We start from the raw sequence: 20,798 nt of genomic DNA, 5'->3' as shown, positions 1-20,798 counted from the left end.
GTCCCAACCGCCTCGCCCGTCTGACGACCAATTATGGTCATCCCCGCAGCCAAAATTGGTCGTCAGACGTGCTTGAGCGGTACCCGATCCGGTGGCGCCTGGTCTGGCGGCCCGCCCTCAGCCGCGGTAGGGGTCCGTCCGGCCCAGCCGGCCGCGGACCAGCGGGACGCGGAGCGCCGCCCGCCGCAGCCGCTCACCGCGCTGCAGGGGGCGTGCCGCCGCCACCTGCGCCCAGGCCGCCGACGCCCCCGCGTGATCACCGGCCCGCGCGAGGCCCGCGGCCAGCGCGGCGTGGTCGTCGGCCACGATCCCCGCCGCGACCTGCAGGCCGACGACGTCCGCGTGCAGCTCGTGCACGATCAGCTGCGCGGCCGCCAGGCGGGCGACGTCCGCCGTCAGGCCGCCCGGGTGGCGCCGGTAGCGGACCGCGGGCGCGCCGACGCAGACCGCGTCCTGCCCCGCCGCGCAGAGCCGCAGCCACAGCTCCCAGTCCTCGGCGACCCGCACCGGCCCCGCGAACCCGCCGGCCGCATCGAGAGCGCTGCGCCGCAGGACGACGCTCGAGGTCGGGATCGGGTTCGCCGTGTAGAGCCGGGCGGCGAACGTGCCGGCCGCGTGCCGGCCGGGGCTCAGCGTGGCCCAGGCCTCGCCCGTCGGACGGCCGCCCGGACCGACGACGACCGCGCCGCCGAACGCCCAGCCCGCCGCCGGCTCGGCGTCCAGCGCGTCGACCGCGCGTGCGACCGACCCTGGGAGCCACGTGTCGTCGGCGTCGCAGAGGGCGACCGCCGCCACCCCGTCGTCGAGCGCCGCCAGCCCAGCTGCCCGTGCCGCCGCCGGCCCTCCCGCGGCGTCCCGCCGGACGAGCCGCACCCGGTCCGCGTGATCGGGGTGCAGGACGATCGGCAACGACGACCCGTCGTCGACGACCACCACCTCGAGTGCGGCGCTCGACCGCTGACCCAGGATCGCGTCGAGGGTCTCCGGCAGGTACGGCGCGAAGCCGTGGACGGGGACGAGGACACCGACGCGCATGCGGGCGCGACCCTACCGACGCCGGACACGACCGCGCCGCCCGCGCGGGGGATGGGTCCCGTCTGCGCGACAGGGTGGCAGTGCCACATCGCGCTTCCCGGGACCGCGCACTGCCACCCGACCCCGGCCCCGCCCGTCCCGTCCCGCCCGCACCCGACCCGCCCGACCCGTCCCGACCCGACCCGACCCGACCCGTCCCGTCCCGTCCCCGAGCGTGGTCAGGGTCCCGGGCTCGGGACCGCCGCCGGGGGCGACCCCGCGGCCGCCGCCGGACCCGGCGCCGCCACCGGCACGCGGTCACCCGGCCGCGGCCGGCGCGAGTAGTTCATCGCCGGGCGCTCGACCAGCACGTGCAGCAGCTGCGCGGCGACCATGATCGCCGGGAGCGCGACGATCAGCGTGATCGCCAGCCGCCGCCAGATCGGCTGGCCGTCCGCGATGTCGTGCAGCGCCCAGTAGACGACGCCGTGCACGAGGAAGATCGAGTACGACCGCTCGCCGATCCAGGCCACGACGGGCCCGCGGAACAGCAGCCAGACCCGCCCGCCCTGGTACTGCCGGATCACGACGGCGGCCAGGATGCATCCGCCCGACGCGGTGCCGATGAACACCCGCGTGCTGTCGCCCTCCGGCGCCCAGTGCGGCGCGCCCCAGCAGAGCAGCAGGCCGAGGGCCAGCAGCGCCCACGAGGTCCACGCGGGCAGGCGCCGCCAGCCGTCCGAGTCCGGCCACCGCACCACCAGGACCGCCAGGACGATGCCCGGGAGGAACGATCGCAGCCCGCCGAGCGGCGACTGGGTGATCGGCGTCACCGGGTCCAGGCCGGCCTCCTGGAACACGATGCCGAAGACCACCAGCGCCAGGATGCCCGCGGCGGCGATGTATCCGCCGTGCCGCCAGCGGCGGATGGCGTACGCCGCCCCTGCGGCGACGATCGGCAGCAGCACGTAGAACAGCATCTCGACGTCGAGCGACCAGGCGTGGTCGATCAGGACGTCGACCTGACCGTGGTGGTAGACCTGCGCGAAGAACAGCAGCGCCAGCAGCTCCTTCACGCCGGAGCCCTGCATTCCGTAGGCGAGCACGACGATCGCCACCGCCACCCAGAACGCCGGCACGATGCGTCCCACCCGGTGACGCGCGTAGCGGCGGACGGACGGGAAGCGGCCACCGGACAGCGCGGCACGGATGAACGGCCGCGAGAGCAGGTAGGCGGACAGCGCGAAGAAGATGAAGACCGTGGTCTGCATCCCGAGCATCAGCGACCCTGCGACCTTGCCGTAGCCGCCCTCGAAGTCGTAGGTCTTGGTTGTCAGGAGCAGGACCCCGCCCACGATGTGGAAGACGACGACGCTCATCAGCGCCCAGGCGCGCAGCGCGTCGCCCGCCTCGAGCTCGGCCAGGCGCTGCTGCTTTCCCCCTGTCGGCGGCGTGCTCATCGGCCCGGGAGCGTAGGGACACGGGCGGGCCGGGTGCAAACTGCCGGTTCGTGGCACTTCGCAGCTCGTGCCGCCGGGGCCGGATCAGCGCCGCAGCACGAGCTGCCGCGAGGCCCACACCAGCAGCGGCGCGTCCCGGCGGACCAGGCGCACCCGGACCGCCACCGACGGCCTGCGCCGCAGCAGGATGCGGGCCTCGTCGGTGAGCGCCAGCTCCAGGCTCCGCCGGCGTCCCGCCGGCAGCGCGAAGGTCGCTCGGCCGACGACCCGGGTGGCCACGCGCCGGCCGATGCGCTGCGGCGCCACCGTGCGGAGCTCGACGGTCCCGAAGCACGCACCGGTCCCGGGCCCGCACGCGACCGCGACCGGGACATCGGTTCGCCCGCGGACCCGCAGAGCGGTCGACAGGACGCTCGCCGCCGGCACCGTCGCGCCGGCGGGCGCGCTCGTGGGACCGGGCGGCACCGGGAGCGGCGCCGGCTGACCGACCACCGGCTCCTGGACCACGAGCGACTCGAAGGCGCCGGCCGCGACGGTGTCGAACGTGGTCCCCCGCTGCCGGGACACGCCAGGGTGGCAGTCGAGCGTGATCTTCACGTCCTTGTCCAGCGCCGCCTGGATGACCACGCTCCCGCCCGGCTGCTGCAGCCTGCCACCCGGCCCGAGCGGTAGGCGCGGCAGCGTGCCAGGGCCCGCCTGCGCGAAGGCGAGGGTGCCGCCGCCCGGCGCTGTCCACAGGCTGTCCGGGAGCGGGACCGCCACGTCGAGCGGGGTGCCCTTCGGGTTTCCCTGCGCATCGAGCGTGATCGTCGTCGCCGCCGTCACCGTGGCGGTGGACACGCGCGCGGCCGCGGTCCCCGTCCCGGCAGTGGCGACCCACACGGTGGCCGCGATGTCGTTGCGGCCCTCGTGCAGGAGCCCCAGGTTGAAGCCGTACTCCGGGACCCAGTCGGGCAGCCGCGAGCGTACGGTCGCACTGCTGAGCGTCGCTTGCCGACCGGGCGCGACCGGCGCCGGCGCCGCGCTGCCGGCCAGCTCGATCGGAAGGTCCCGGTAGTAGTCGTCGATGCTCCACCGGCAGGTGTTGGCCGTGCTGAGCGACCCGGCGGACGCGGGGGTCGCGGCGACGGCACCGCCGAGCGCGAGCGCGGCGACCGCGAGGACCAGAGACGAGACCCGATACATGTGTCCGCGCACACTAGCGGTTGGTGTAAGGGTTACCTTACGTTCCGATAGGGTGCCGATGGTGACCCCCTCCAACCCCGCCTCCCGCCGTCGCCGTTTGCTGGTCGGCGGCTCCCTCGGCTCGGTCCTGCTCGTCGGCGCGCTGCCGGCCGGACCCGCCGCCGCGGCCTCCGTGATCACGCGGAACGCGTGCGAGTACAGCTACGACCAGTACTGGCGCGACCTGGACATCACGCTCCAGGGCCAGCTGAGCACCGCGGGCGCCCGCGCCGGCGACACGGTCACCGCGACCGCGCAGGCGTTCGACGTCGCGCTCCCCGGTTGGCTGGCCGAGTACGGCTACCGCTTCGGGATCCTGAAGGCCGGCGACAACGACATCGACGTCAGCGTCTGGGTCGCCATCCGGGCCACCAACACGGTCGAGGGGACGGCGTGGCAGCGTCTGGACGGCACGGCGACGACCACGATCACGGCGCTCGAGGACGGGACGTTCGTCAGCGCGTCGCCGATCACGTACGCGGTCGCCCCGCTGTCGCCGACCACGTGGACCGCCAAGGGCGGCGACATCCGCATTGGCCAAGCGCCCGCGGGGTCGCTGCCATCGATCCCGGTCGGCCCCAACAGCAGCATGCGCCGTCCCACGGGCAGCGTCTTCATCGAGGCCCGCTTCGGTGAGCTGCTCCGGCTCGGGTTCGACTGCCTGCCCGGCGGGTTCGTCGGCGCCGGCGCGGGCTACGAGGAGGCCCCGGCCGCGCCCTACGCGACCACGACGGTCCCCGCCACCGAGTGCATCAGCGGCGTCCCGGCCGGCGGCGTGGCCGCCACCGACGTCCAGGTCCTGGCGCCCGCGAGCGTCGGCAGCGCCGCGTCGGGCCAGCTCTTCTCGCTGACGCCGCAGCTGCGCTACCGCCTCCCGCAGGCGTACCTGCAGGAGCTCCGGACCGCGGGTCGACTGCGCCCGGGCGCCAACACCCTCGGCGGCTCGTTCGTCGTCGCCGTCGACGGGACGGGCACCGCGCCCGCCCGGCGGCTGGCGACCGTCCCCGTGCCCGCCGGCATCGTGGTCACGGTCCCGGCCAGCGGGCCGATCACGGTCAGCGGCGGCGACGCGACCGACGCCGTGAGCGTCACCGTGCCGCTGCCCGCGCTCGAGTGGACCGCGACCGGCGACGCCCCCGCGCAGTTCACCGCGGCCGCCCGCAGCAGCATCGGCGACCTCACGTCGGTGGCCGGCACGAGCGGGACCGTGACGCCCTACGGCGGCCTCTACGGCCGGCTGTCGTTCACGACCGCCGACGGCAGCACACAGCACGTGTCGCTCGACTGCGTCAGCGGCCGCGTCGACGCCGGCACCGCGGGCGTCGCATACGCCGAGGCCGGCGACCGCCCGGGCGGCGACCAGGGCCGCTACGCGATCCGCGCCTTCGCCCCCGACGCGTTCGCGGCGACGCGGGTCACCCCGGCGACGCCGCCCGCGCCGCCGGTCGCCGTCCCCGATCCGGTCGCGCCCGGTGGCGGGACGCCCGCCCCGCCGACCGTCCCGGCCCCGCCGGTGGTGACCCCCGGGCCGAGGCCGGCGGTCGTGCCGACCAAGCTCCGCGTGCTCTCGGTCGGACTGCGCTCAGCGCAGGGCAAGGTGCCTGTGTCGCTGCAGTGCGCGGGGACCGTCGGGATCTGCCGGGGCACGGTCACGGTCCGCTCGACGGCGATCCTGCGCGTCGGCCGCACCCGCAAGCAGGTGACGGTGACGCGCGCCGTGAGCTACCGCATCGACCCGGGCTACACGAAGCTCTACAAGCTCGTCGTCGGCCGCGACGGCGCGACGGTCCTGCGCGCGCGCCGCAAGCTGGCCGTGCAGGTGGTCGCGCGCCCGGCCGGGAAGAACGCCCCGGTCACGCGCAAGCTGGTCCTCACCCGGTAGTCGGGGCGGCGTCGTCGGGGCGCCGTCCTCACGAGCGGCGACTCGGCCACCGACGCCGGCACCGGCTGGATCCACGGCCCCGGCCCCGGCTCTGGCCCACGACCACGGCCGGGTCCGCCCGATCCGGCGGCAGAACGACCGAGGGCCGCGGCGAACGCCGCGGCCCTCGGACCTGCGTCCCGCTCAGTCGCTCAGGATGCGCCGAGCGTGACGGTCTTGGTGGTCAGCTTGCCGCCGGCGGGGGTGAGGACGATCTTCACCTTCAGCGACCTGCGGCCCTTCAGCGTCGTCTTCCCCGCCTGGCTCAGGCCGAGGGAGAGCGCCTTCGCCTTGCCGGGGGCGACGCTGTACCTGACCTTGCCGGCCACGGTCACGATGGCCTTCTTGGCCCCCTTGCGGAGCGCCACCGGGGCGACGCTGCGCAGCTGCGCGGTGCCGGTGCAGGCGACCTTCGCTGCGGCGGGGCAGGCGACCGAGACGGCGACCTTGCCGGCCTTCGTGACCTTCAGCGCGGTGCTGGTGATCGTCGAGCGGACCGGAGCCGGCGTCGGCGCGGGCGCCGGGGTGACCGGCGGCGCGGGGATGACCGGCGGCGCCGCGGCGGCCGGGACGACCGTGATCGCCTCGAACGGCTTCGGCGTGATCGTGTAGCGGCCGCCCGAACCGGCGGCGACCGTCGTCGTCGGCTGCGGGGCGCCCGCGGCCACGGGGGTGGGGATCTGCGGGCTCGGGGTCTTGCGGCCGAGGTTCGAGAACGCGACGGACGGGTTGCTGATGTCCACCGCGCCGCGGCTGCAGTCGAGCGTCTCGCCGTAGCGACCCGTCTCGGCCCGGATGTAGAGGCTGCCGTACGGGAACGCGTCGTAGACCGCGCCCGCCGCACCCTCATGTCCGAAGCCGACCAGGCCGGACACGACCGGGATCGTCCCGGGCTGCGCGAGGCCGACCGAGATCGGGCCGTTGCCGGCCGGCGTCCAGGTCGAGGCGGGGACGTCGAACGTCAGCGGCGTCTCGGGGAAGATCTCGTCGCCGCTGCCCGGCTGGCCGTCCGGATCCTGGAACGTCGCGGTCCAGCTGCCGTCGACGCGCACGATCTGCACGCCTTCCGTCGTGCCGCGGCCCTCGAGGGCGATCCACATCTTCAGCGACTTGCCCAGGCGCTGCTCGCTCGGCAGGACCTGATAGCTGAGGAGGTTGTCGTAGAGGCCCTTGATGACGGCCGGGTCGAGCGTCACGTCCAGCTTGACCCCGCCCAGCGTGTACGGCGATCCCGGCTTGAACGTCCCCGGGTCCGGGGCGCGGAAGACCATCTGGTAGGGGTTGACCTCACGCGAGATGTAGCGACCGAGGTGGTCGATGCACGTCATCGGCTTGGCGACCGCGGCGGGGGTCACGCGCACGAACGGCACGGCCACGGAGGCCAGCACGGTGTAGCGGCCGCTGTCACCGGCGGGCGCGACGTCCTGCGCCCGCTTGCCGACGTCCGAGTAGGCGATGGTGCTGTTCGTGACCTCGACGTCGCCGGTCACGCAGTCCAGCGAGACGTGCGAGAGGTCGTCCCAGTCGGCACCGGCGGTGCCGGCGTCGGTGGCGTTGCCGACCGCGAGGCGGGCGTACACGCTGCCGTAGGGGTAGGCCGTCGTCAGCGGATCGGCGTCCGGGACGTTGGTCGCCGGGCTGGCGGTGAGGTTCGCCGGGTTGGCGAGCGTCGGAGCCGCGGCGGTGCTGCTGGCGCGGCGCCACTGCGCGCCGACGGGCAGCGCGCCGAAGGACCCGGCCGGGGCGACCGAGAACTCGATCGGCGCCGAGCTGGACGGCGTCCAGGCGACCCCGGTGGTGTCGAGCTGCGCGGTGCCGGCGATCTGCTGCTCGATGCGCTGCGGCGTGGTGCTGGCGCTGTCGCGGTCGTAGTAGCGGACGGTCGCCGTCTGCGTGGCGCCGTTCCAGTGGATCCGCGTGGAGGTCTTCGTGCGGTCGCCCAGCTGCGTGGTGCCGTTGTAGCGCCCGAACGTGGGGTTGACGACGGCGCGCAGGACCTGCTGCTGCTCGACCGTGTTCGTCCCGCGGACCTTCACCCAGAAGGTGACCGCGTTGAGGTTGTTGTCGCCCTCGTCCAGCGCGCCCGCGAGGCCGAGCTGCTTGAGGTAGGCGTTCGAGAGGTTGTAGTTGACCGTCGGGCGGATGCTGAAGCGCTGCCCGACCGCCGCGTCGGGCAGGTCGCCGGCGAACGTCACGTCCATGCCAACGGGGGCGATGTTGTCGACGGCGGGCGTCGCGCCGCCCGTGCCGATGCAGGCCAGCGGTGTCGCGGCGTGCGCGGTACCGGCGCCCGCGCCGGCCAGACAGGCAGCCGCGCCGACGGCGACGAACGCCGCGGACCGACGCCGCAGATAGACGGTTTTCAGGTGATTCATCGATGCTCCCAGAGAAGGTGGACGGCACCCAGCCGGGTACCCTACGTCGCTGAGTAAGGTTACCCTTACTCACTCTGGTGTGCATGCCTGACGCAACGGTTGAGCTGCCGCTCAGGCCTCGTCGACCCGCACGACCGGCAGTCCGACCTCGGGCAGCCCGGCGCTGACGCGGTCAGGGAACACGGCCGGCCGCTTCTCGAGGAACGCGGTGACGCCCTCGTGCGCATCGGCGGACCGGCCGCGCGCGAAGACTGCGCGCGAGTCGATCTCGTGCGCCCGTACGGGGTGGTCGGCACCGAGCATGTCCCACAGCATCCGCCGGCTCAGCGCGACGGTCACCGGCGCGGCGTTGTCGGCGATCTCGCGCGCGAGGGCACGCGCCGCGTCCAGCAGCTGGTCGTCGGGGTGGATGCTCCGGACCAGGCCGCCGGCCAGCGCCTCCTCGGCACCGAAGACCCGTCCTGTCGTCACCCATTCGAGCGCCTGGGAGATCCCCACCAGGCGCGGGAGGAACCAGCTCGACGCGGCCTCGGGCGCGATCCCCCGGCGCGCGAAGACGAACCCGAACCGCGCGCTCTCGGCCGCGAGACGCACGTCCATCGGCAGCGTCATCGTCACGCCGACGCCCACCGCCGGGCCGTTGATCGCGCCGATGACGGGCTTCAGGCAGTCAAAGATGCGGAGCGAGACCTGGCCGCCGCCGTCGCGCGGGGTCCCGTCGGCGAGCCGCGCGGCCTCCCGCTCGCTGAGGTCGAACGTCGAGCCGCCGCCGCTGAGGTCCGCCCCGGCGCAGAAGCCGCGGCCGGCACCCGTCACGATGACGGCGCGCACGTCGTCGTCCGCGTCCACCCGGTCCAGCGCCTCGAGCAGCTCAGCGCGCATCTGGTCGGTGTACGCGTTCAACCGCTCCGGCCGGTCGAGGGTGATCGTCGCGACGTGGTCGTCGACGGCGTAGCGGATCGTCGTCCAGGACATGACCCGGACGCTACCGGGGCCCCTGCGCTGCGCGGCTCAGCGATCCGCCAGGAACTCGTCCCGCAGGCGCTTGGGTGCCCGCGCGAGCCAGGCCTGCTCCAGCGCCTCCGACAGCTCGTCGTCGCTGACGGCGTCGAGGCGCACGAGCACCGACGCGTGTCCGTCGTAGTGAGCCGTCGTCGTGTACACGCCGGGCGCCGCCTCCAGCAGCTGCTCCTTTTCCTCCAGGTCCGCCACCCACGCCACGAGTTGTTCGCCGTCGTCGTGGATCCGGGCGAACAGGCGGTCCCGGACGCGGAACCCCGGGGTCCCGTAGGAGGAGCGCTCGGTCACCGAGGGCAGCGCGAGCGCGAGACGACGGACCAGTGCGACGTCGGCCATGCCGGAAGTCTGCCAGGCGGCGCCCGCCGAGCCACCCCGCCGAGCGCGCCGACGGCTCCGCGCCGATCAGTGCAGTTCGACCGGTGCCCGCATGACGCTCGAGTTCGGGACGCGGAAGCGGCGGCCGTCCTCCGTCCGGAGCATCAGCGACGTGCTGTCCAGGGCGACGATCTCCCCGCGCAGCGCGTCGACGGTGATCTCGTCGCCGACCTGCAGCCCGCCCCCGCCGACGTAGCGGCCGGCGGCGAGCTCCGCGGCCAGGTCGCGCGAGCCGAGGCCGAACGCGAGGGCCAGCGTGAGGGCGGCCCCTGCCAGCGTGACGCCGGCCACGACGACGAGGATGGTCGTCGGGACGCCGAGCTGTCCGAGGGCGAGGATGAGGGCGACGCCGAGGATGCTCGCGTGGGCGGCAGCGCCGAGTGGACCGCGGAGGTCCATCTGGTAGGCCAGCCGGTCCACGCGCTCGCGCGCGAGCCCGCCCAGGCCGGCGCCCAGGGCGAGCAGGACGACCGCGGCGACCAGGCTCGGCAGGAACAGCACGGCCCGGTTCAGCGCCTGGTCGAGGGTCTGCAGCCCGAGGGTCGACAGGGCGATCAGGATGACCGCGACCGATCCGGTGATCCGCAGGAGCGCGGCGACGGTCCGGGTCAGGGAGCGCTCGAGACCGATCCGGGCCAGCGTGTCGTGGATGCGGGCGCGCTCGGCGAGGCTGTCGACGCCGGCCTTCAGCAGCGCCGCCTGCAGCAGGCGGGTGAGCAGCCGGACGATGAGCAGCCCCGCGAGGAGCAGGACGAGCGCCGCGCCGAGCCGGGGCAGGAACTCGCCGATCTGGTCGCCGGCGCGGCCGCTGATGCTGGCCAGGTACACGGCGCTCATGACCGCGGCTCCCGGCGCGGCTCGCCGTCGGGGCCGACGAGCAGCCGCAGCCCCATCGCCACGACGGCGGAGAGGTCGCCGACCGCGCGCAGCGTGCCGCGCGCGACGTACTGCCAGCGCGCGGTGCGCATGATCTGGTCCTCCAGGCCCGGACCGCCGGGGTCCGGTTCACGGTCGCGGACGTCGGCGAGCAGGTCGTGCAGCCGCTGTTCGGGCGGCGTCAGCTCGGGCTCGGTCATGCGGGCAGCTCCCAGTCGTAGGTGTTGTTTCGCAGCATGTCGATCAGCAGTGCGCGCGCGCGATGCAGGCGCGTCTTCACCGTGCCGATCGGGCAGTCGAGGATGTCCGCGATCTCGTTGTAGTCCAGCTCCTCGACGTCCCGCAGGACGACCACCACCTGGTAGTCGTGGCGCAGCAGCCCGATCTTGTGCAGCAGCCGCTCCTGCCGCTCGCCGGACTCCAGCAGGTCCGCCGGCGAGCGCACCTTCGGGGCGCTGTCGCCGGCCGGCTCCGGCACCTCGTCGACCGGGATCGCGCGGCGCTTGGCGAGGGTGTTGATCGCGGTGTTGTGCGCGATCCGCAGGACCCAGGTACGGAAGGACGCGTCGCCGCGGAAGCGGTCCAGCGCGTTGAAGGCACGCAAGAACGTGTCCTGCGTGACGTCGTCCGCGTCGTCGGGCCCGACGATCCGCGCGGCGATGCGGTGGACCTCCGGCCGGTGGCGCGCCACGAGCTGTGAGTAGGCCTCGAGCTCGCCGCGCCGGGTACGGGCGATGAGCTGCTCGTCGTCCATGCGGACGCGGGAGCGTAGCTCAGGGAAAGCGGCTGGTGCATCGCTGTCCAAATGCGGGACAGACCGACCCGCAGCCGCTGCGGTTTCGCGAGATTCGTGAAACCGCGGCGCGCCGGGGGCGGTCTGCCCCTGCAGAACGACCACCCCACACGAAGGAGCACACGCATGGCCCAGACCGCCACCGAACCCGACACCGAGAAGACGCCCGCCACGGGCGGCGCGGTCGCCCGCCGCGCCTCGCTCGAGGCCGACCTCGGCCGCACCAGCATCGCCGACGTCGTCGTGACGAAGATCGCCGGCATCGCGGCGCGCGAGATCAATGGCGTCCACGACCTCGGCGGGACGGCCGCCCGCACCATCGGCGCGGTCACCAGCCGCCTGCCGGTCGGCGACGAGCGTGCCCGCGGCGTGAACGTCGAGGTCGGCGAGCGCGAGGCCGCGGTCGACCTGACGATCCGCATCGAGTACGGCGAGTCGATCCCGAAGGTCGCGACCGCCGTGCGCGAGAACGTCGTCAAGCGCATCGAGGGCATCACGGGCCTGAAGGTCACCGAGGTCAACATCGCCGTCGACGACCTGTGGTTCCCCGGCGACTCGCAGGACGAAGGGGCGCGCGTCCAGTGACCCAGCGCCCGTCCCCCACCCCCCGCAGCACGGGGCGGCCGGTACGGGTGCGCCTGGCCAGGGTCGCGCACAACTGCGCGATCCTGGATGCGGACGTCGCCGAGCTGTGCGACGGCGACGGCCGCTGGGTCACCCCGGTCACCGACGACGCCGCGATCGGCGGCGTGCTGGTGACGGCCGACCCGGCCGGCGGCTACGCGATCGAGGTGCACCTGGTCGCGCTCCCCGTGCCGCTGCACGCGCTCGCCGTGCGGCTGCAGACCCGGATCGTCGACGCCGTCTTCGAGCTCGGGCTCCTCGGCGAGGTGGCCCGCGTCCACGTGCACGTCGACGGCCTGGCGACGGATCCTGTGGGGGACGACGCCGCATGATCCTGCTCCTGCGCGCACTGGTGCGCGTGCTCGCGTTCCTGCTGCTGACCGTCCTCTCGCTCGCCGGCCTCGCGGTCGCGCTGGCGAGCGCCGGCGGCGGCAGCGGCGACTTCAGCCTGCCCGGGCTGCTGCGCCTCGTGCACGCGCCGGAGGCCCGCGACGAGGTCCGGCAGCTGCTGGCAGCCGTCGAGGCCAATGGTCCGGTCGCCCGCGACTCCGCGCTCGGCGGGGCGGCCGCCGTCCTGGCCGGGGTCCTCATCCTGGTCGGGACGCTCACCCCGCGGCGTGAGCGCCTGGTCACGTTGCAGCATCACGCCGACGGCGACCTGCTCGCCCGTCGTCGCCCGCTCGCCCAGCTGACGACCGCGCTGGTGGAGCAGGCCCGCGAGATCCGCGGGGCCCGCACCCGCGTGCGTCCGCGTCGCCGGCGGCCCGGCGCGCGGCTGCGCATCCGGGCCGACCGCGCCAAGCGCCGCTCCCCGGACGACGTCCGCGCGGCGGTCACCCGCGAGCTCGCCCCGATCGACGGCGACTGGCCCCTGCGCACGCGGATCCGGACGCGCGTCACGAAGGGCGTGGAGTGATGCCCCGCCAGCGCGTCCGCCTGCGCAGCTCCGCCCTGGCCCTCGTCGGGCGCACGCTGACCGCCCTCGTCGGGCTGGCGCTCGTGTTCTACGGCGGGATGCTCGTGGCGCTCGCGCTGAAGGCCGACCCGGGGACCGTCGAGCAGCTCTCCGGCTACCGCACGGTCTTCGACCAGCTCGCGTCGCTCACCCCGGGCGACGCCGACTCGCGGACCCGGATGATCGCCGGCCCGTCCGGACTGGTCGCCTTCCTGCTGCTGGGGTGGCTCGCGACGAAGGAGCTCCCGCGGCCGTACCTGGCCCGGAGCCCGCTGCTCCTCGAGGAGGCCGACAGCGGGCAGACGACGCTCGCCCCGCGGGCGGTCGAGCGCATCGGGGAGATTGCCGCGACGAGCGTCGACGCCGTCGACGCCGCACGCGGGCGCATCGACGGCGACAGGCTGACCGTCGCCCTCAGCCTCCGGCGTGCCGCCAGCGGGCCCGAGACCCTCATCGCCGTCCGCGACAGCGTCCGCGCGGCGCTGGCCGCCCACGACCTTGCCCCCCGACCGGTCACCGTCACGCTGGCCGGCTTCAACCGCCACCACAGAAGGGAGCTGCGATGAGCACCAAGCAGTTCGCCGCCATCCTGGGCTTCGGCTTCGCCGTCGTCTGGATCACCCTCGGACTGGGCGACGCCGTCCTGTGCCTCATCGGCGCCGGGGCGTTCGCCGTCGCGGTCGCCATCGCCCTCGGCGAGATCGACCTCGCCGAGCTGCAGAGCCGGCTGGGCCCGGACCGCGACATGCCGTTCGGCGATCAGGGCGGACCGCGCGGCGGCCGGCGCGTGCAGTAGCGCGTCCGCGCCCGGTCGCTCGAGCTGCGCATCCGCGAAACCGGGGTGTCCGGACGACGGTCAACCCACCACACGCAGCACACCACGAAAGGACTCACCCATGCCCCGCAAGCGCTTCGCCCTCCTCGGCCGTGTCGTCTGGTCGATCGGTCGGTTCGTCGCTCCGAAGGCCTACAAGCGCTGGCAGCGCAAGCACGAGGGCGGCGCCGCGTGAGGTCGCCGGCCGGCGCCCGCTGAGCGACCGCCGCGCGCCGGGCAGGTTCCCCGGCGGCGCTGACGTCCCCCCGTCAGCGCCGCCGAGGGACCTGCAGGCGCGCCGTCGCCGTGACCGGTTCGCCGTCCGCGAGGGCCCTGACGACGACCTCGTAGCGCCGGCCGGCGACCCCGCGGCGCAGCGGCACCGCGAGCGTGCGCGACGCCGGCCCGAGCCCGCCGGCCAGGCTGCGGACCGCGACACGCCGGCGCTTGCCGTCCTTCACCGTCAAGACGGTGACCGACACGAGCCCGGCGACCTCGCGGTCGAGACGCGCGGCGATGCGGTAGCCGGACCCGGTCCGTCGCACCCTGCCGAGGACGACCGCCGGCAGCGGCGGCAGCGGCAGCGGCTTCAGGGACGTGCCCGGCGGGATTCGCGCGCAGTCGTTCGCGGCGGGCAGCCCGGTGAAGCGCGCCTGCAGGAACGCGATGGCCTCGGCCTCGAACAGGGCAATGACCCCGCCGTGGTCCAGGCCCGGGTAGCGCGTGTAGTGCACCGGGACGCCCTTGCCGCAGTACTGGTGCGCGAGCGCTTCGACGTCGGAGGAGATCATGATGCCGTCGCCGATGCCGTCGCCGTTCCCGTTCCCGAAGAACACCGGCGACTTCGGGGTCCCCAGCGTGCCCATGATCTGCGAGTTGATCGCCCGGACGAACGGGCGGACCGTGCGGTAGTCGCGGTCGCCGGCGAGCAGCTCGCGGATCCGCAGCCCGGGGAACGCGCCGGTGTCCAGGCACTTGTCGGCGACGAACGCCATGGCCTCCCGGCCCTTCTGCGACAGGTACCGCGAGACGTCGATGCCCGTGCCGCGGAACAGCCCGTTCAGCAGGTACGGCAGCACGCTCGCCCATTCGGGGGAGCCGTCGATGTACCGCAGCGTGTTCGGGAAGCTGACCGGGATCCCGCCCGAGGCCGCCCCGACGATGTTCGTCTCCGGCGCGTACTCCCCGGCCAGCTCGCTCGCCCACTGCGTCGCGATCGCGCCGCCCGAGTACCCCACCATGCCGACGGGCGTGCCGTCGCGGAACCCGAGCTCGGTCCGAGCCGCGCGGATGCCGTCGAGCGTCCCGTACCCGGCGCCCTGGCCGGCGGTGTAGTCGTGCGTGAGCCCCTCGTAGTCGGCGGTCACCACCGTGAAGCCCTGCGCCAGGTAGGTCAGCATGAAGCCGATCTCGAGGTTGGGCACGAGCGCCCCCGGGTTGCCGCCCTGGATCGTGTACGACGGCACGCACGTCGATCCGAGGTCGTCGTAGGCCGTCTGGTAGGACACGATCTGCCGGGTGGGCGCGACCAGCGGACGCAGGATCGTGGCGACACTCGCGATCGCGGCGCCGTTCGTCTTCGTCGTCCGGTAGAGCACCTGCGTGGCCTTGATGGGCAGGGTCACCCCGGCGAGCGCGGGCGTGATGGCGCGGCTGCGCAGGACGGTCCCGGGCGCGACGTCCCCGAGCGGCTTGTCGTACCGGTAGAAGGGATCGTCGACGTCCTTCAGGGGCGCGGCCTGCGCGGCCGCCGGGAGGCCCGCGGCCAGGACGACGGCGAGGGCGAGCAGGGTGACGACGGACGATCGCATGACTTCTCCTCGGTTCACGTAGGTGAGATGTGGCGGACGGCGGCGACCGGGGGGCCGTCACGGGCCTGTAGGGCAGGGACCGGCCGGGAGCACCGTGCTCCCGGCCGGTCGCCCACCCGCGGGGTCAGCCCTCGTACTCCTTGGCGAGGTCGGACTCGAGCACGCCGCCGACCTGCTTCAGGCCGCCCTCGATGTTGGCTGCACGGGCGATGAAGGCGCCGCGCGTCGGCGGCTCGCCGAGCTGGCTGAAGTCGAGGTCGCCGGCGGCGAGGCCGGACGTCGACACGGCGGACAGCTGACGCGCGGCCTTGACGATGCCGTCGCGGCTCAGGTCGCCGTTCTCGCAGGCCTTGTCGAGAACCGTGTACATGATCTTGCCCTCGGCGAACCCGACGAGCGCCGCGTTCTTGGGCGTGTCCTTCGGGAAGGCTTTCTTGTACGACTTGATCGACTTCTGGACCTTGGCGTTGCTGCTGGAGATCGGCGGCACCGGCCCCATGAAGTAGCCGTTGGCGATGATCGCCTTGGCGGCCGGCGACTTCAGCACCGCCGGGTCGAACGTCGGGTTGTTCCCGAGGAACGGCACGTCCAGGCCCTGCGCCGCGGCGATGCCCGCGAGCGACGCCATCTGCGTCGGCGCCGTCGTGACGGCGAGCACCTTGACGCCCGCGCGCTTGAACGCGGCGACCTGCCCGGTCATGTCCTCGTCGGTCGGCTGGATCTTCTGCTCGACCACGGTCATGTCGTTCTGCTCGGCGAAGTACTTCACGCCCTTCAGGCCGGCCTCGCCGTAGTCGCCCTCGAAGTAGAGGGCGCCGATCTTGTCGCCGGACTTGATCTCGCCCTCGTCCATCAGGTGCCCGAGCCCGTTGATCTGCTCGAGCTCGTAGGTCGCGCCCGAGAGGATGATGATGTCGTCGTCCAGGAGCTCCGACGGCCACGAGGCCGGGATCGACAGCATGCGGTCGGACTTCAGCTGGGGCAGGATCGCGGCGGTCATCGGCGAGCCGACGAGCTGCTGCAGGGCGGCGACGTCCGGTGCGAGGCCGCGGTACTGGACGACGGCCTTCTGCGTGTCGTAGCCGTGGTCCTTGATCTGGAGGTCGACCGTGCGACCGCACACGCCGCCGGCGGCGTTGCGCTCCTTCCAGTACTCCTCGTTGCCGTGGGTGATGACCGAGGTCAGGGGCGCGAACGCACCGGACAGGTCGGTCATCACGCCGAGGGTGATCTTCTTGGCGGTGACGCCCGGACCGGTCTTGACCGACGCGGGGTCCGTGTTGCCGGCCGCGGTGGACGTCGTGCCGGCGCCCGAGCCGGAGCTCGAATCGGAGTCGGACTTGCCGCAGGCGCCGACCGCGAGGGTCGCCGCCAGCGTTGCGGCCAGGACGCCGCCGCTGCGGATGCTGAGGGTCATGCAGTGCTCTCCTTGGTGTGACGTGGACTGAGGCGGCGGGCGAGACCTGCCAGGCCGCCGGGGCTGAAGATGAGGACGGCGACGACCGCGCCGCCGTAGAGGAAGCGCGAGGCGTCCGTCGGCTGCAGGCCGTCGTCACCCGCCGCCGCCACGAGCGGCAGCGAGGTGGCGTAGTGGTCCAGCAGCTGCGGGAGGCAGATGACGACCGCGGCGCCGACGATCGCCCCGCGGACCGACGCGACCCCGCCGAGGACGATCATCACGACGAAGTCCAGCGAGTACAGGAACCCGAACGTGTCCGGCACGATCCGCTGGTACGCGAGCGCGATGAACACCCCGCCCAGGCCGGCGTACATGCTCGACACCACGAACGCGGCGCCGCGGTAGACCGGGACGTTCACGCCCATGACGGCGGCGGCGACCTCGCTGTCGCGGATCGCCTCCAGCGCGCGGCCGGGCCGCGAGCCGAGGATCGAGTGCGCGTACCAGGCGCCGGCGGCGACGAACAGCAGGCCGAGGTACCACAGCTTCTCGAGCTGGTGGTACTCCACGCCGAGCACGTTCATCGGGGTCGCGTCGAACGTGAACCCGAGCACGCTGAACGGCTCGGCGTCGCGTCCGTTGAACCCGCCCGTGACGCCGCTCGCGGCGCGCAGGATGTGCTGGCCGACGAAGACCAGGCCGATCGATGCGAGCCCGAGGTAGATCCCCCGCAGGCGGCCGGCGATCGGGCTGAACAGCGCCCCGGCGACACCCGCCAGGAGCACCGCCCCGATCAGCGCCAGGACCGGTGGCAGGTTCAGCCCGCTCGGCAGGTCGAGGCCGGGATCGCTCCCGGAGTCGCCGGCCAGGTAGCAGTAGCCGTAGGCGCCGACGGCGATGTAGAACGCGTGCGCCAGCGACAGCTGGCCGGCGACGCCCGACAGCAGCGTCAGGCCGATCGCCGCGATCGCCGCGGCCATCGCGAAGAGCCCCATCTGGAGCCAGAACTCCTCGAGGAAGTACGGCACCGCGAGCAGCATCGCGACGACCACGAGGCCGACGATGCGCGACTGTGACCTAGACACGGCTCATCTCCTTCGTACCGAACAGGCCACTCGGACGCCACAGGAGGACGACGAAGAGGACCGCGTATGGAATGACCTCGCCGAGGCCGCGACCCAGGAACGCGATGTGGTCCTGGTAGCCGGAGGCCAGGGTCTGCGCGACGCCGATCACCAGGCCGCCGATCAGGGCCCCGAACGGCGAGTCGAGCCCGCCGGCGACGGCGACGGGAACCGCCGCGAGCGCGAGCAGGCCGGTCGAGCTCGAGACCCCGGAGGCGGGGAACGAGATGAAGAACGCCCCGCCGATGGCGGCCAGGACACCGGCCACCGCCCACGCGCCGGCGGCCACGTACGACAGGCGGATGCCCATCAGCGCCGCGGCCTCCGGGTCGGTGGCGGCGGCCCGCATCGAGACGCCCCAGTCCGAGCGGGTGAACGCGACGTAGAAGACCCCCATCACGGCCATCGCCACGATCGCGGCGGCGATCCGCGTCTGCGGGATGCGCGCGCCGAGGATCGACGTGGTCTCCGCCCCCCAAGGGGCGCCCGACGGCAGGATGTCCGTGCCGACCGTCCGCGCCAGCAGCGTCCCGAGCAGGATGTTCAGCGCGATCGTCAGGATCGCGACGGCGTCGGTGCCGCCGGCCCGGCGCCGCAGCGGCGCGACGAAGATGACGTCGAGCGCGGCGGCGGCGATCGCGCACACCACCGCCGACGCGGCCATCGCGCCGAAGAACCCGAGCGAGTCGTTCCACGACGCGACGAGATAGGCGCCCAGCATCACGATCGACGCGTGCGAGAAGTTGACGACGTTCGTCGCCTTGAACACGATCACGAAGCCCATCGCGAGCAGGGCGTAGATGCAGCCGAGCGACAGGCCGCTGAGCGTCAGCTCGAAGAACTGGCTCATGACTTGAGGTCTCCCTTCACGGAGTTGGCGGTGTCCGAGGACCCGAGGTAGGCACGGAGCACCTCCGGGTCCTGCTGGACCTCGGCCGGTGTGCCGTCGGCGATCACGCGCCCGAAGTCCAGGACGGTGACGCGGTCGGCGAGGCCCATGACGAAGGGCATGTCGTGCTCAACGAGCACGACGGTGATGCCGAGCGTCTCGCGCACCTGCGCGATGGCGCGGGCCATCTCCTGCGACTCGTCGTGGTTCATGCCGGCGACCGGCTCGTCGAGCAGCAGCAGCGTCGGCTCGGCGCACAAGGCGCGCGCGAGCTCGACGCGCTTGAGGTCGCCGTAGGACAGGCCGCTCAGCGGCTCGCGCTCCTTGCCGCCGAGGCCGACGGTCTCGGCGATCCCGTCGACGATCCGCGTCTGCTCGGCCAGGGCGCGGCGGGCGCCCGGCAGGCGCAGGCCGGCCGTGATGAACCCCGCGTTCCAGTGACGGTGGCGGCCCAGCAGCAGGTTCTCGCGCACCGTCGCCGTGTGGGACAGCGCGAGGTTCTGGAACGTCCGCGAGATGCCGAGCGCGGCGATCTCGGCCGGCCGCATCGCGGTGAGGGTGTCGTCCCCGTAGCGCACGCTGCCCTCGCCGGCCTGGTAGACGCCGGTGAGCACGTTCATCAGCGTCGACTTCCCCGCGCCGTTCGGGCCGATGAGCGCATGCGTCGTCCCGGGTTCGACGTCGAGCGAGACCTCGCCGAGCGCGACCAGGCCGCCGAAGCGGACGGTGACGCCTTCCGCGCGCAGCGGCTTCGGGGTCCGCTCGCCCGTCGTGATGCGCGGCACGCTCGGCGCGGTCACCGGCTCGACGTCCGGGGACGGGGCAACGCCGAGGTAGCGGTCGCGGACCTCGTCGCTCGCCGCCAGCTCCTCGGCGACACCCGCCAGCGCGACCTCGCCGACCTCCAGGACGTAGGCGCGGTCCGCGACCTCCAGGGCCATGGCGGCGTTCTGCTCGACGAGCAGGACCGAGATCCCGGTGGCGTTGATGTCGCGCACGAGCGCCCCGACGAAGTCGACCATCTGCGGCGCGAGGCCGAGCGACGGCTCGTCGAGCAGCAGGACCTTCGGGTTGGACATCAGCGCGCGTCCGATCGCGAGCATCTGCTGCTCGCCCCCGGACAGCAGGCCGCCGCGCTGGTCGCGCCGCTCGTCCAGCCGCGGGAAGGTCGCGTAGACGCGGGCAGCCGCGGCGGCGCGGCGGCTGCGGCTCGCGGACAGGCCACCGGCGCGCAGGTTCTCGTCGACCGTGAGGTCGCCGAAGATCCGCCGTCCCTCCGGCACCTGGACCAGGCCGCGCCGCACCACGTCGGCCGCGTCCCCGGTGATCGCCTTGCCGCCGAGCTCGACCGAGCCCGAGACGACGGTGCCGTGGTGCAGCGACAGGGTCCGCGAGATTGTCCGCAGCAGCGTCGACTTCCCCGCGCCGTTGTTGCCGAGGACGGCGACGACCTCCCCCTCCCCGACCTCGAGCGAGATGCCGCGCAGCGCGCGCACCCCGCCGTAGACCACTTGCAGGTCATCGACCTTCAGCATCGCTGCTCCTCCATTAGCGGGATGACGATCTCCCCGTTCTCCCCGGCCTGTGCGCGGAGCTCCGCGTGGGTGACCTCGATGGCGTGGACCGTGCCGGTCGTCGTCGGCGCGTACAGCAGCACGGCGATGTCGTCGGGCTCACGGGTGATGTCCGCGTCGACGACCGGCTTCATCTCCTCGAGCAGCGCGTGGAACCCGATGGGGTGGACGACGATGTAGTCCACGCCGGCGTCGCGGGCGCCGGCTTCGGCGGCGTCGAGGCACTCGTGCCAGGCGAGCACGAGCCGCGCGCCGGAGGACGTCAGGTACACCTCGACCTGCCCGGCGCTGCTGCCGACGTCGATCGGCACCACCACGGCGCCCGTCCGCAGGACGCCGTAGTAGGCGCTCGGGAGCTCCGCGACCCGGCCGAGCATGACGGCGACGTGATCGCCCGGCGAGACGCCGCGGCCGCGCAGCAGCGACGCCACCCGGGCGGACGCACCGTCGAGCTCGGCGTAGCTGAAGGTGGTCTGACCGAGGCGTACGACGAACGCCTGATCAGGCTTGAGGAGACTCGTGAGCTGCATGACCCGGTGCGACCGTACGG

At 73.6% G+C, this 20,798-nt stretch carries 21 protein-coding genes; 6 read left to right on the top strand and 15 right to left on the bottom strand.

Translation table 11 applies throughout. The features are described from left to right. Positions 1-117 precede the first annotated feature (117 nt). The 3 genes from DSM112329_RS01655 to DSM112329_RS01645 all read right to left on the bottom strand — a co-directional run bounded on the left by DSM112329_RS01655 (position 118) and on the right by DSM112329_RS01645 (position 3,659). A complete protein-coding gene (locus DSM112329_RS01655) occupies positions 118-1,035 on the bottom strand; it encodes a glycosyltransferase (RefSeq protein WP_354700064.1) in 918 nt (305 codons plus the stop codon). Positions 1,036-1,253: 218 nt separating this feature from the next. Further along, positions 1,254-2,474 carry an acyltransferase gene (locus DSM112329_RS01650; protein WP_354700063.1) on the bottom strand — a complete coding sequence of 407 codons (1,221 nt, stop codon included), beginning with the start codon at positions 2,472-2,474 and terminating at the stop codon, positions 1,254-1,256. A gap of 84 nt (positions 2,475-2,558) precedes the next feature. Next, positions 2,559-3,659: a hypothetical protein gene (locus DSM112329_RS01645; RefSeq protein WP_354700062.1), complete on the bottom strand. Its 1,101-nt coding sequence runs from the start codon at positions 3,657-3,659 to the stop codon at positions 2,559-2,561. A 58-nt stretch (positions 3,660-3,717) separates the two neighbouring features. On the opposite strand from DSM112329_RS01645, the gene DSM112329_RS01640 reads away from it, so the two are divergent. Next, a complete protein-coding gene (locus DSM112329_RS01640; RefSeq protein ID WP_354700061.1) occupies positions 3,718-5,580 on the top strand; it encodes a hypothetical protein in 1,863 nt (620 codons plus the stop codon). 191 nt (positions 5,581-5,771) lie between these two features. On the opposite strand, the gene DSM112329_RS01635 is transcribed toward DSM112329_RS01640, so the two are convergent. The 6 genes from DSM112329_RS01635 to DSM112329_RS01610 all read right to left on the bottom strand — a co-directional run bounded on the left by DSM112329_RS01635 (position 5,772) and on the right by DSM112329_RS01610 (position 11,019). Next, positions 5,772-7,994 (bottom strand): hypothetical protein, encoded by a 2,223-nt coding sequence (locus DSM112329_RS01635; RefSeq protein WP_354700060.1) that lies wholly within the window; start codon positions 7,992-7,994, stop codon positions 5,772-5,774. A gap of 111 nt (positions 7,995-8,105) precedes the next feature. Further along, the gene (locus tag DSM112329_RS01630) at positions 8,106-8,969 is read right to left on the bottom strand and encodes a crotonase/enoyl-CoA hydratase family protein (RefSeq protein WP_354700059.1); all 864 of its coding nucleotides are present in this window, start codon (positions 8,967-8,969) and stop codon (positions 8,106-8,108) included. 36 nt (positions 8,970-9,005) lie between these two features. Continuing rightward, positions 9,006-9,350 (bottom strand): MmcQ/YjbR family DNA-binding protein, encoded by a 345-nt coding sequence (locus DSM112329_RS01625; protein ID WP_354700058.1) that lies wholly within the window; start codon positions 9,348-9,350, stop codon positions 9,006-9,008. A gap of 66 nt (positions 9,351-9,416) precedes the next feature. Further along, a complete protein-coding gene (locus DSM112329_RS01620) occupies positions 9,417-10,226 on the bottom strand; it encodes a mechanosensitive ion channel domain-containing protein (RefSeq protein ID WP_354700057.1) in 810 nt (269 codons plus the stop codon). Next, a complete protein-coding gene (locus DSM112329_RS01615) occupies positions 10,223-10,465 on the bottom strand; it encodes a hypothetical protein (protein WP_354700056.1) in 243 nt (80 codons plus the stop codon). Before DSM112329_RS01615 ends, DSM112329_RS01620 begins: the two co-directional genes overlap by 4 nt. Further along, the gene (locus DSM112329_RS01610; RefSeq protein ID WP_354700055.1) at positions 10,462-11,019 is read right to left on the bottom strand and encodes a sigma-70 family RNA polymerase sigma factor; all 558 of its coding nucleotides are present in this window, start codon (positions 11,017-11,019) and stop codon (positions 10,462-10,464) included. The genes DSM112329_RS01615 and DSM112329_RS01610 overlap by 4 nt, the downstream gene beginning before the upstream one ends. A gap of 165 nt (positions 11,020-11,184) precedes the next feature. Between DSM112329_RS01610 and DSM112329_RS01605 the strand changes: the two genes are divergently transcribed. Genes DSM112329_RS01605 through DSM112329_RS01585 form a run of 5 tightly spaced genes read left to right on the top strand, consistent with a single transcriptional unit; the run spans position 11,185 to position 13,433 of the window. Further along, positions 11,185-11,643: an Asp23/Gls24 family envelope stress response protein gene (locus tag DSM112329_RS01605; RefSeq protein WP_354700054.1), complete on the top strand. Its 459-nt coding sequence runs from the start codon at positions 11,185-11,187 to the stop codon at positions 11,641-11,643. Between the two features lie 47 nt (positions 11,644-11,690). Then, positions 11,691-12,014 (top strand): hypothetical protein, encoded by a 324-nt coding sequence (locus DSM112329_RS01600; protein WP_354700053.1) that lies wholly within the window; start codon positions 11,691-11,693, stop codon positions 12,012-12,014. Continuing rightward, entirely contained in the window at positions 12,011-12,598 is a 588-nt protein-coding gene (locus DSM112329_RS01595) for a hypothetical protein (RefSeq protein ID WP_354700052.1), read from the top strand. The genes DSM112329_RS01600 and DSM112329_RS01595 overlap by 4 nt, the downstream gene beginning before the upstream one ends. Beyond that, positions 12,598-13,203 (top strand): hypothetical protein, encoded by a 606-nt coding sequence (locus tag DSM112329_RS01590; RefSeq protein WP_354700051.1) that lies wholly within the window; start codon positions 12,598-12,600, stop codon positions 13,201-13,203. The genes DSM112329_RS01595 and DSM112329_RS01590 overlap by 1 nt, the downstream gene beginning before the upstream one ends. Further along, on the top strand, positions 13,200-13,433 hold the full coding sequence (locus tag DSM112329_RS01585) for a hypothetical protein (protein WP_354700050.1): 234 nt from the start codon (positions 13,200-13,202) through the stop codon (positions 13,431-13,433). The genes DSM112329_RS01590 and DSM112329_RS01585 overlap by 4 nt, the downstream gene beginning before the upstream one ends. 287 nt (positions 13,434-13,720) lie before the next feature. Here DSM112329_RS01585 and DSM112329_RS01580 read toward each other — a convergent pair whose 3' ends face one another. The 6 genes from DSM112329_RS01580 to DSM112329_RS01555 all read right to left on the bottom strand — a co-directional run bounded on the left by DSM112329_RS01580 (position 13,721) and on the right by DSM112329_RS01555 (position 20,778). After that, positions 13,721-15,262 carry a lipase family protein gene (locus DSM112329_RS01580; protein WP_354700049.1) on the bottom strand — a complete coding sequence of 514 codons (1,542 nt, stop codon included), beginning with the start codon at positions 15,260-15,262 and terminating at the stop codon, positions 13,721-13,723. Between the two features lie 124 nt (positions 15,263-15,386). Then, a complete protein-coding gene (locus DSM112329_RS01575) occupies positions 15,387-16,679 on the bottom strand; it encodes an ABC transporter substrate-binding protein (RefSeq protein WP_354700048.1) in 1,293 nt (430 codons plus the stop codon). After that, positions 16,676-17,746, bottom strand: coding sequence for a branched-chain amino acid ABC transporter permease (locus DSM112329_RS01570; protein WP_354700047.1), 1,071 nt, complete (start codon positions 17,744-17,746; stop codon positions 16,676-16,678). Before DSM112329_RS01570 ends, DSM112329_RS01575 begins: the two co-directional genes overlap by 4 nt. Continuing rightward, positions 17,739-18,635 carry a branched-chain amino acid ABC transporter permease gene (locus DSM112329_RS01565; RefSeq protein WP_354700046.1) on the bottom strand — a complete coding sequence of 299 codons (897 nt, stop codon included), beginning with the start codon at positions 18,633-18,635 and terminating at the stop codon, positions 17,739-17,741. Before DSM112329_RS01565 ends, DSM112329_RS01570 begins: the two co-directional genes overlap by 8 nt. Beyond that, complete coding sequence (locus tag DSM112329_RS01560; protein WP_354700045.1) at positions 18,632-20,209, bottom strand: ATP-binding cassette domain-containing protein; 1,578 nt, start codon at positions 20,207-20,209, stop codon at positions 18,632-18,634. Before DSM112329_RS01560 ends, DSM112329_RS01565 begins: the two co-directional genes overlap by 4 nt. Then, the gene (locus tag DSM112329_RS01555) at positions 20,203-20,778 is read right to left on the bottom strand and encodes an AMP-binding protein (RefSeq protein ID WP_354700044.1); all 576 of its coding nucleotides are present in this window, start codon (positions 20,776-20,778) and stop codon (positions 20,203-20,205) included. The genes DSM112329_RS01560 and DSM112329_RS01555 overlap by 7 nt, the downstream gene beginning before the upstream one ends. Between the last annotated feature and the right edge of the window lie 20 nt (positions 20,779-20,798).

The sequence above is a fragment of the Paraconexibacter sp. AEG42_29 genome (assembly GCF_040581415.1).
GTDB lineage: Bacteria > Actinomycetota > Thermoleophilia > Solirubrobacterales > Solirubrobacteraceae > Paraconexibacter.
The sequence above is the reverse complement of the archived record's forward strand: the minus strand, read 5'-3'. Positions and strand labels throughout refer to the sequence as shown.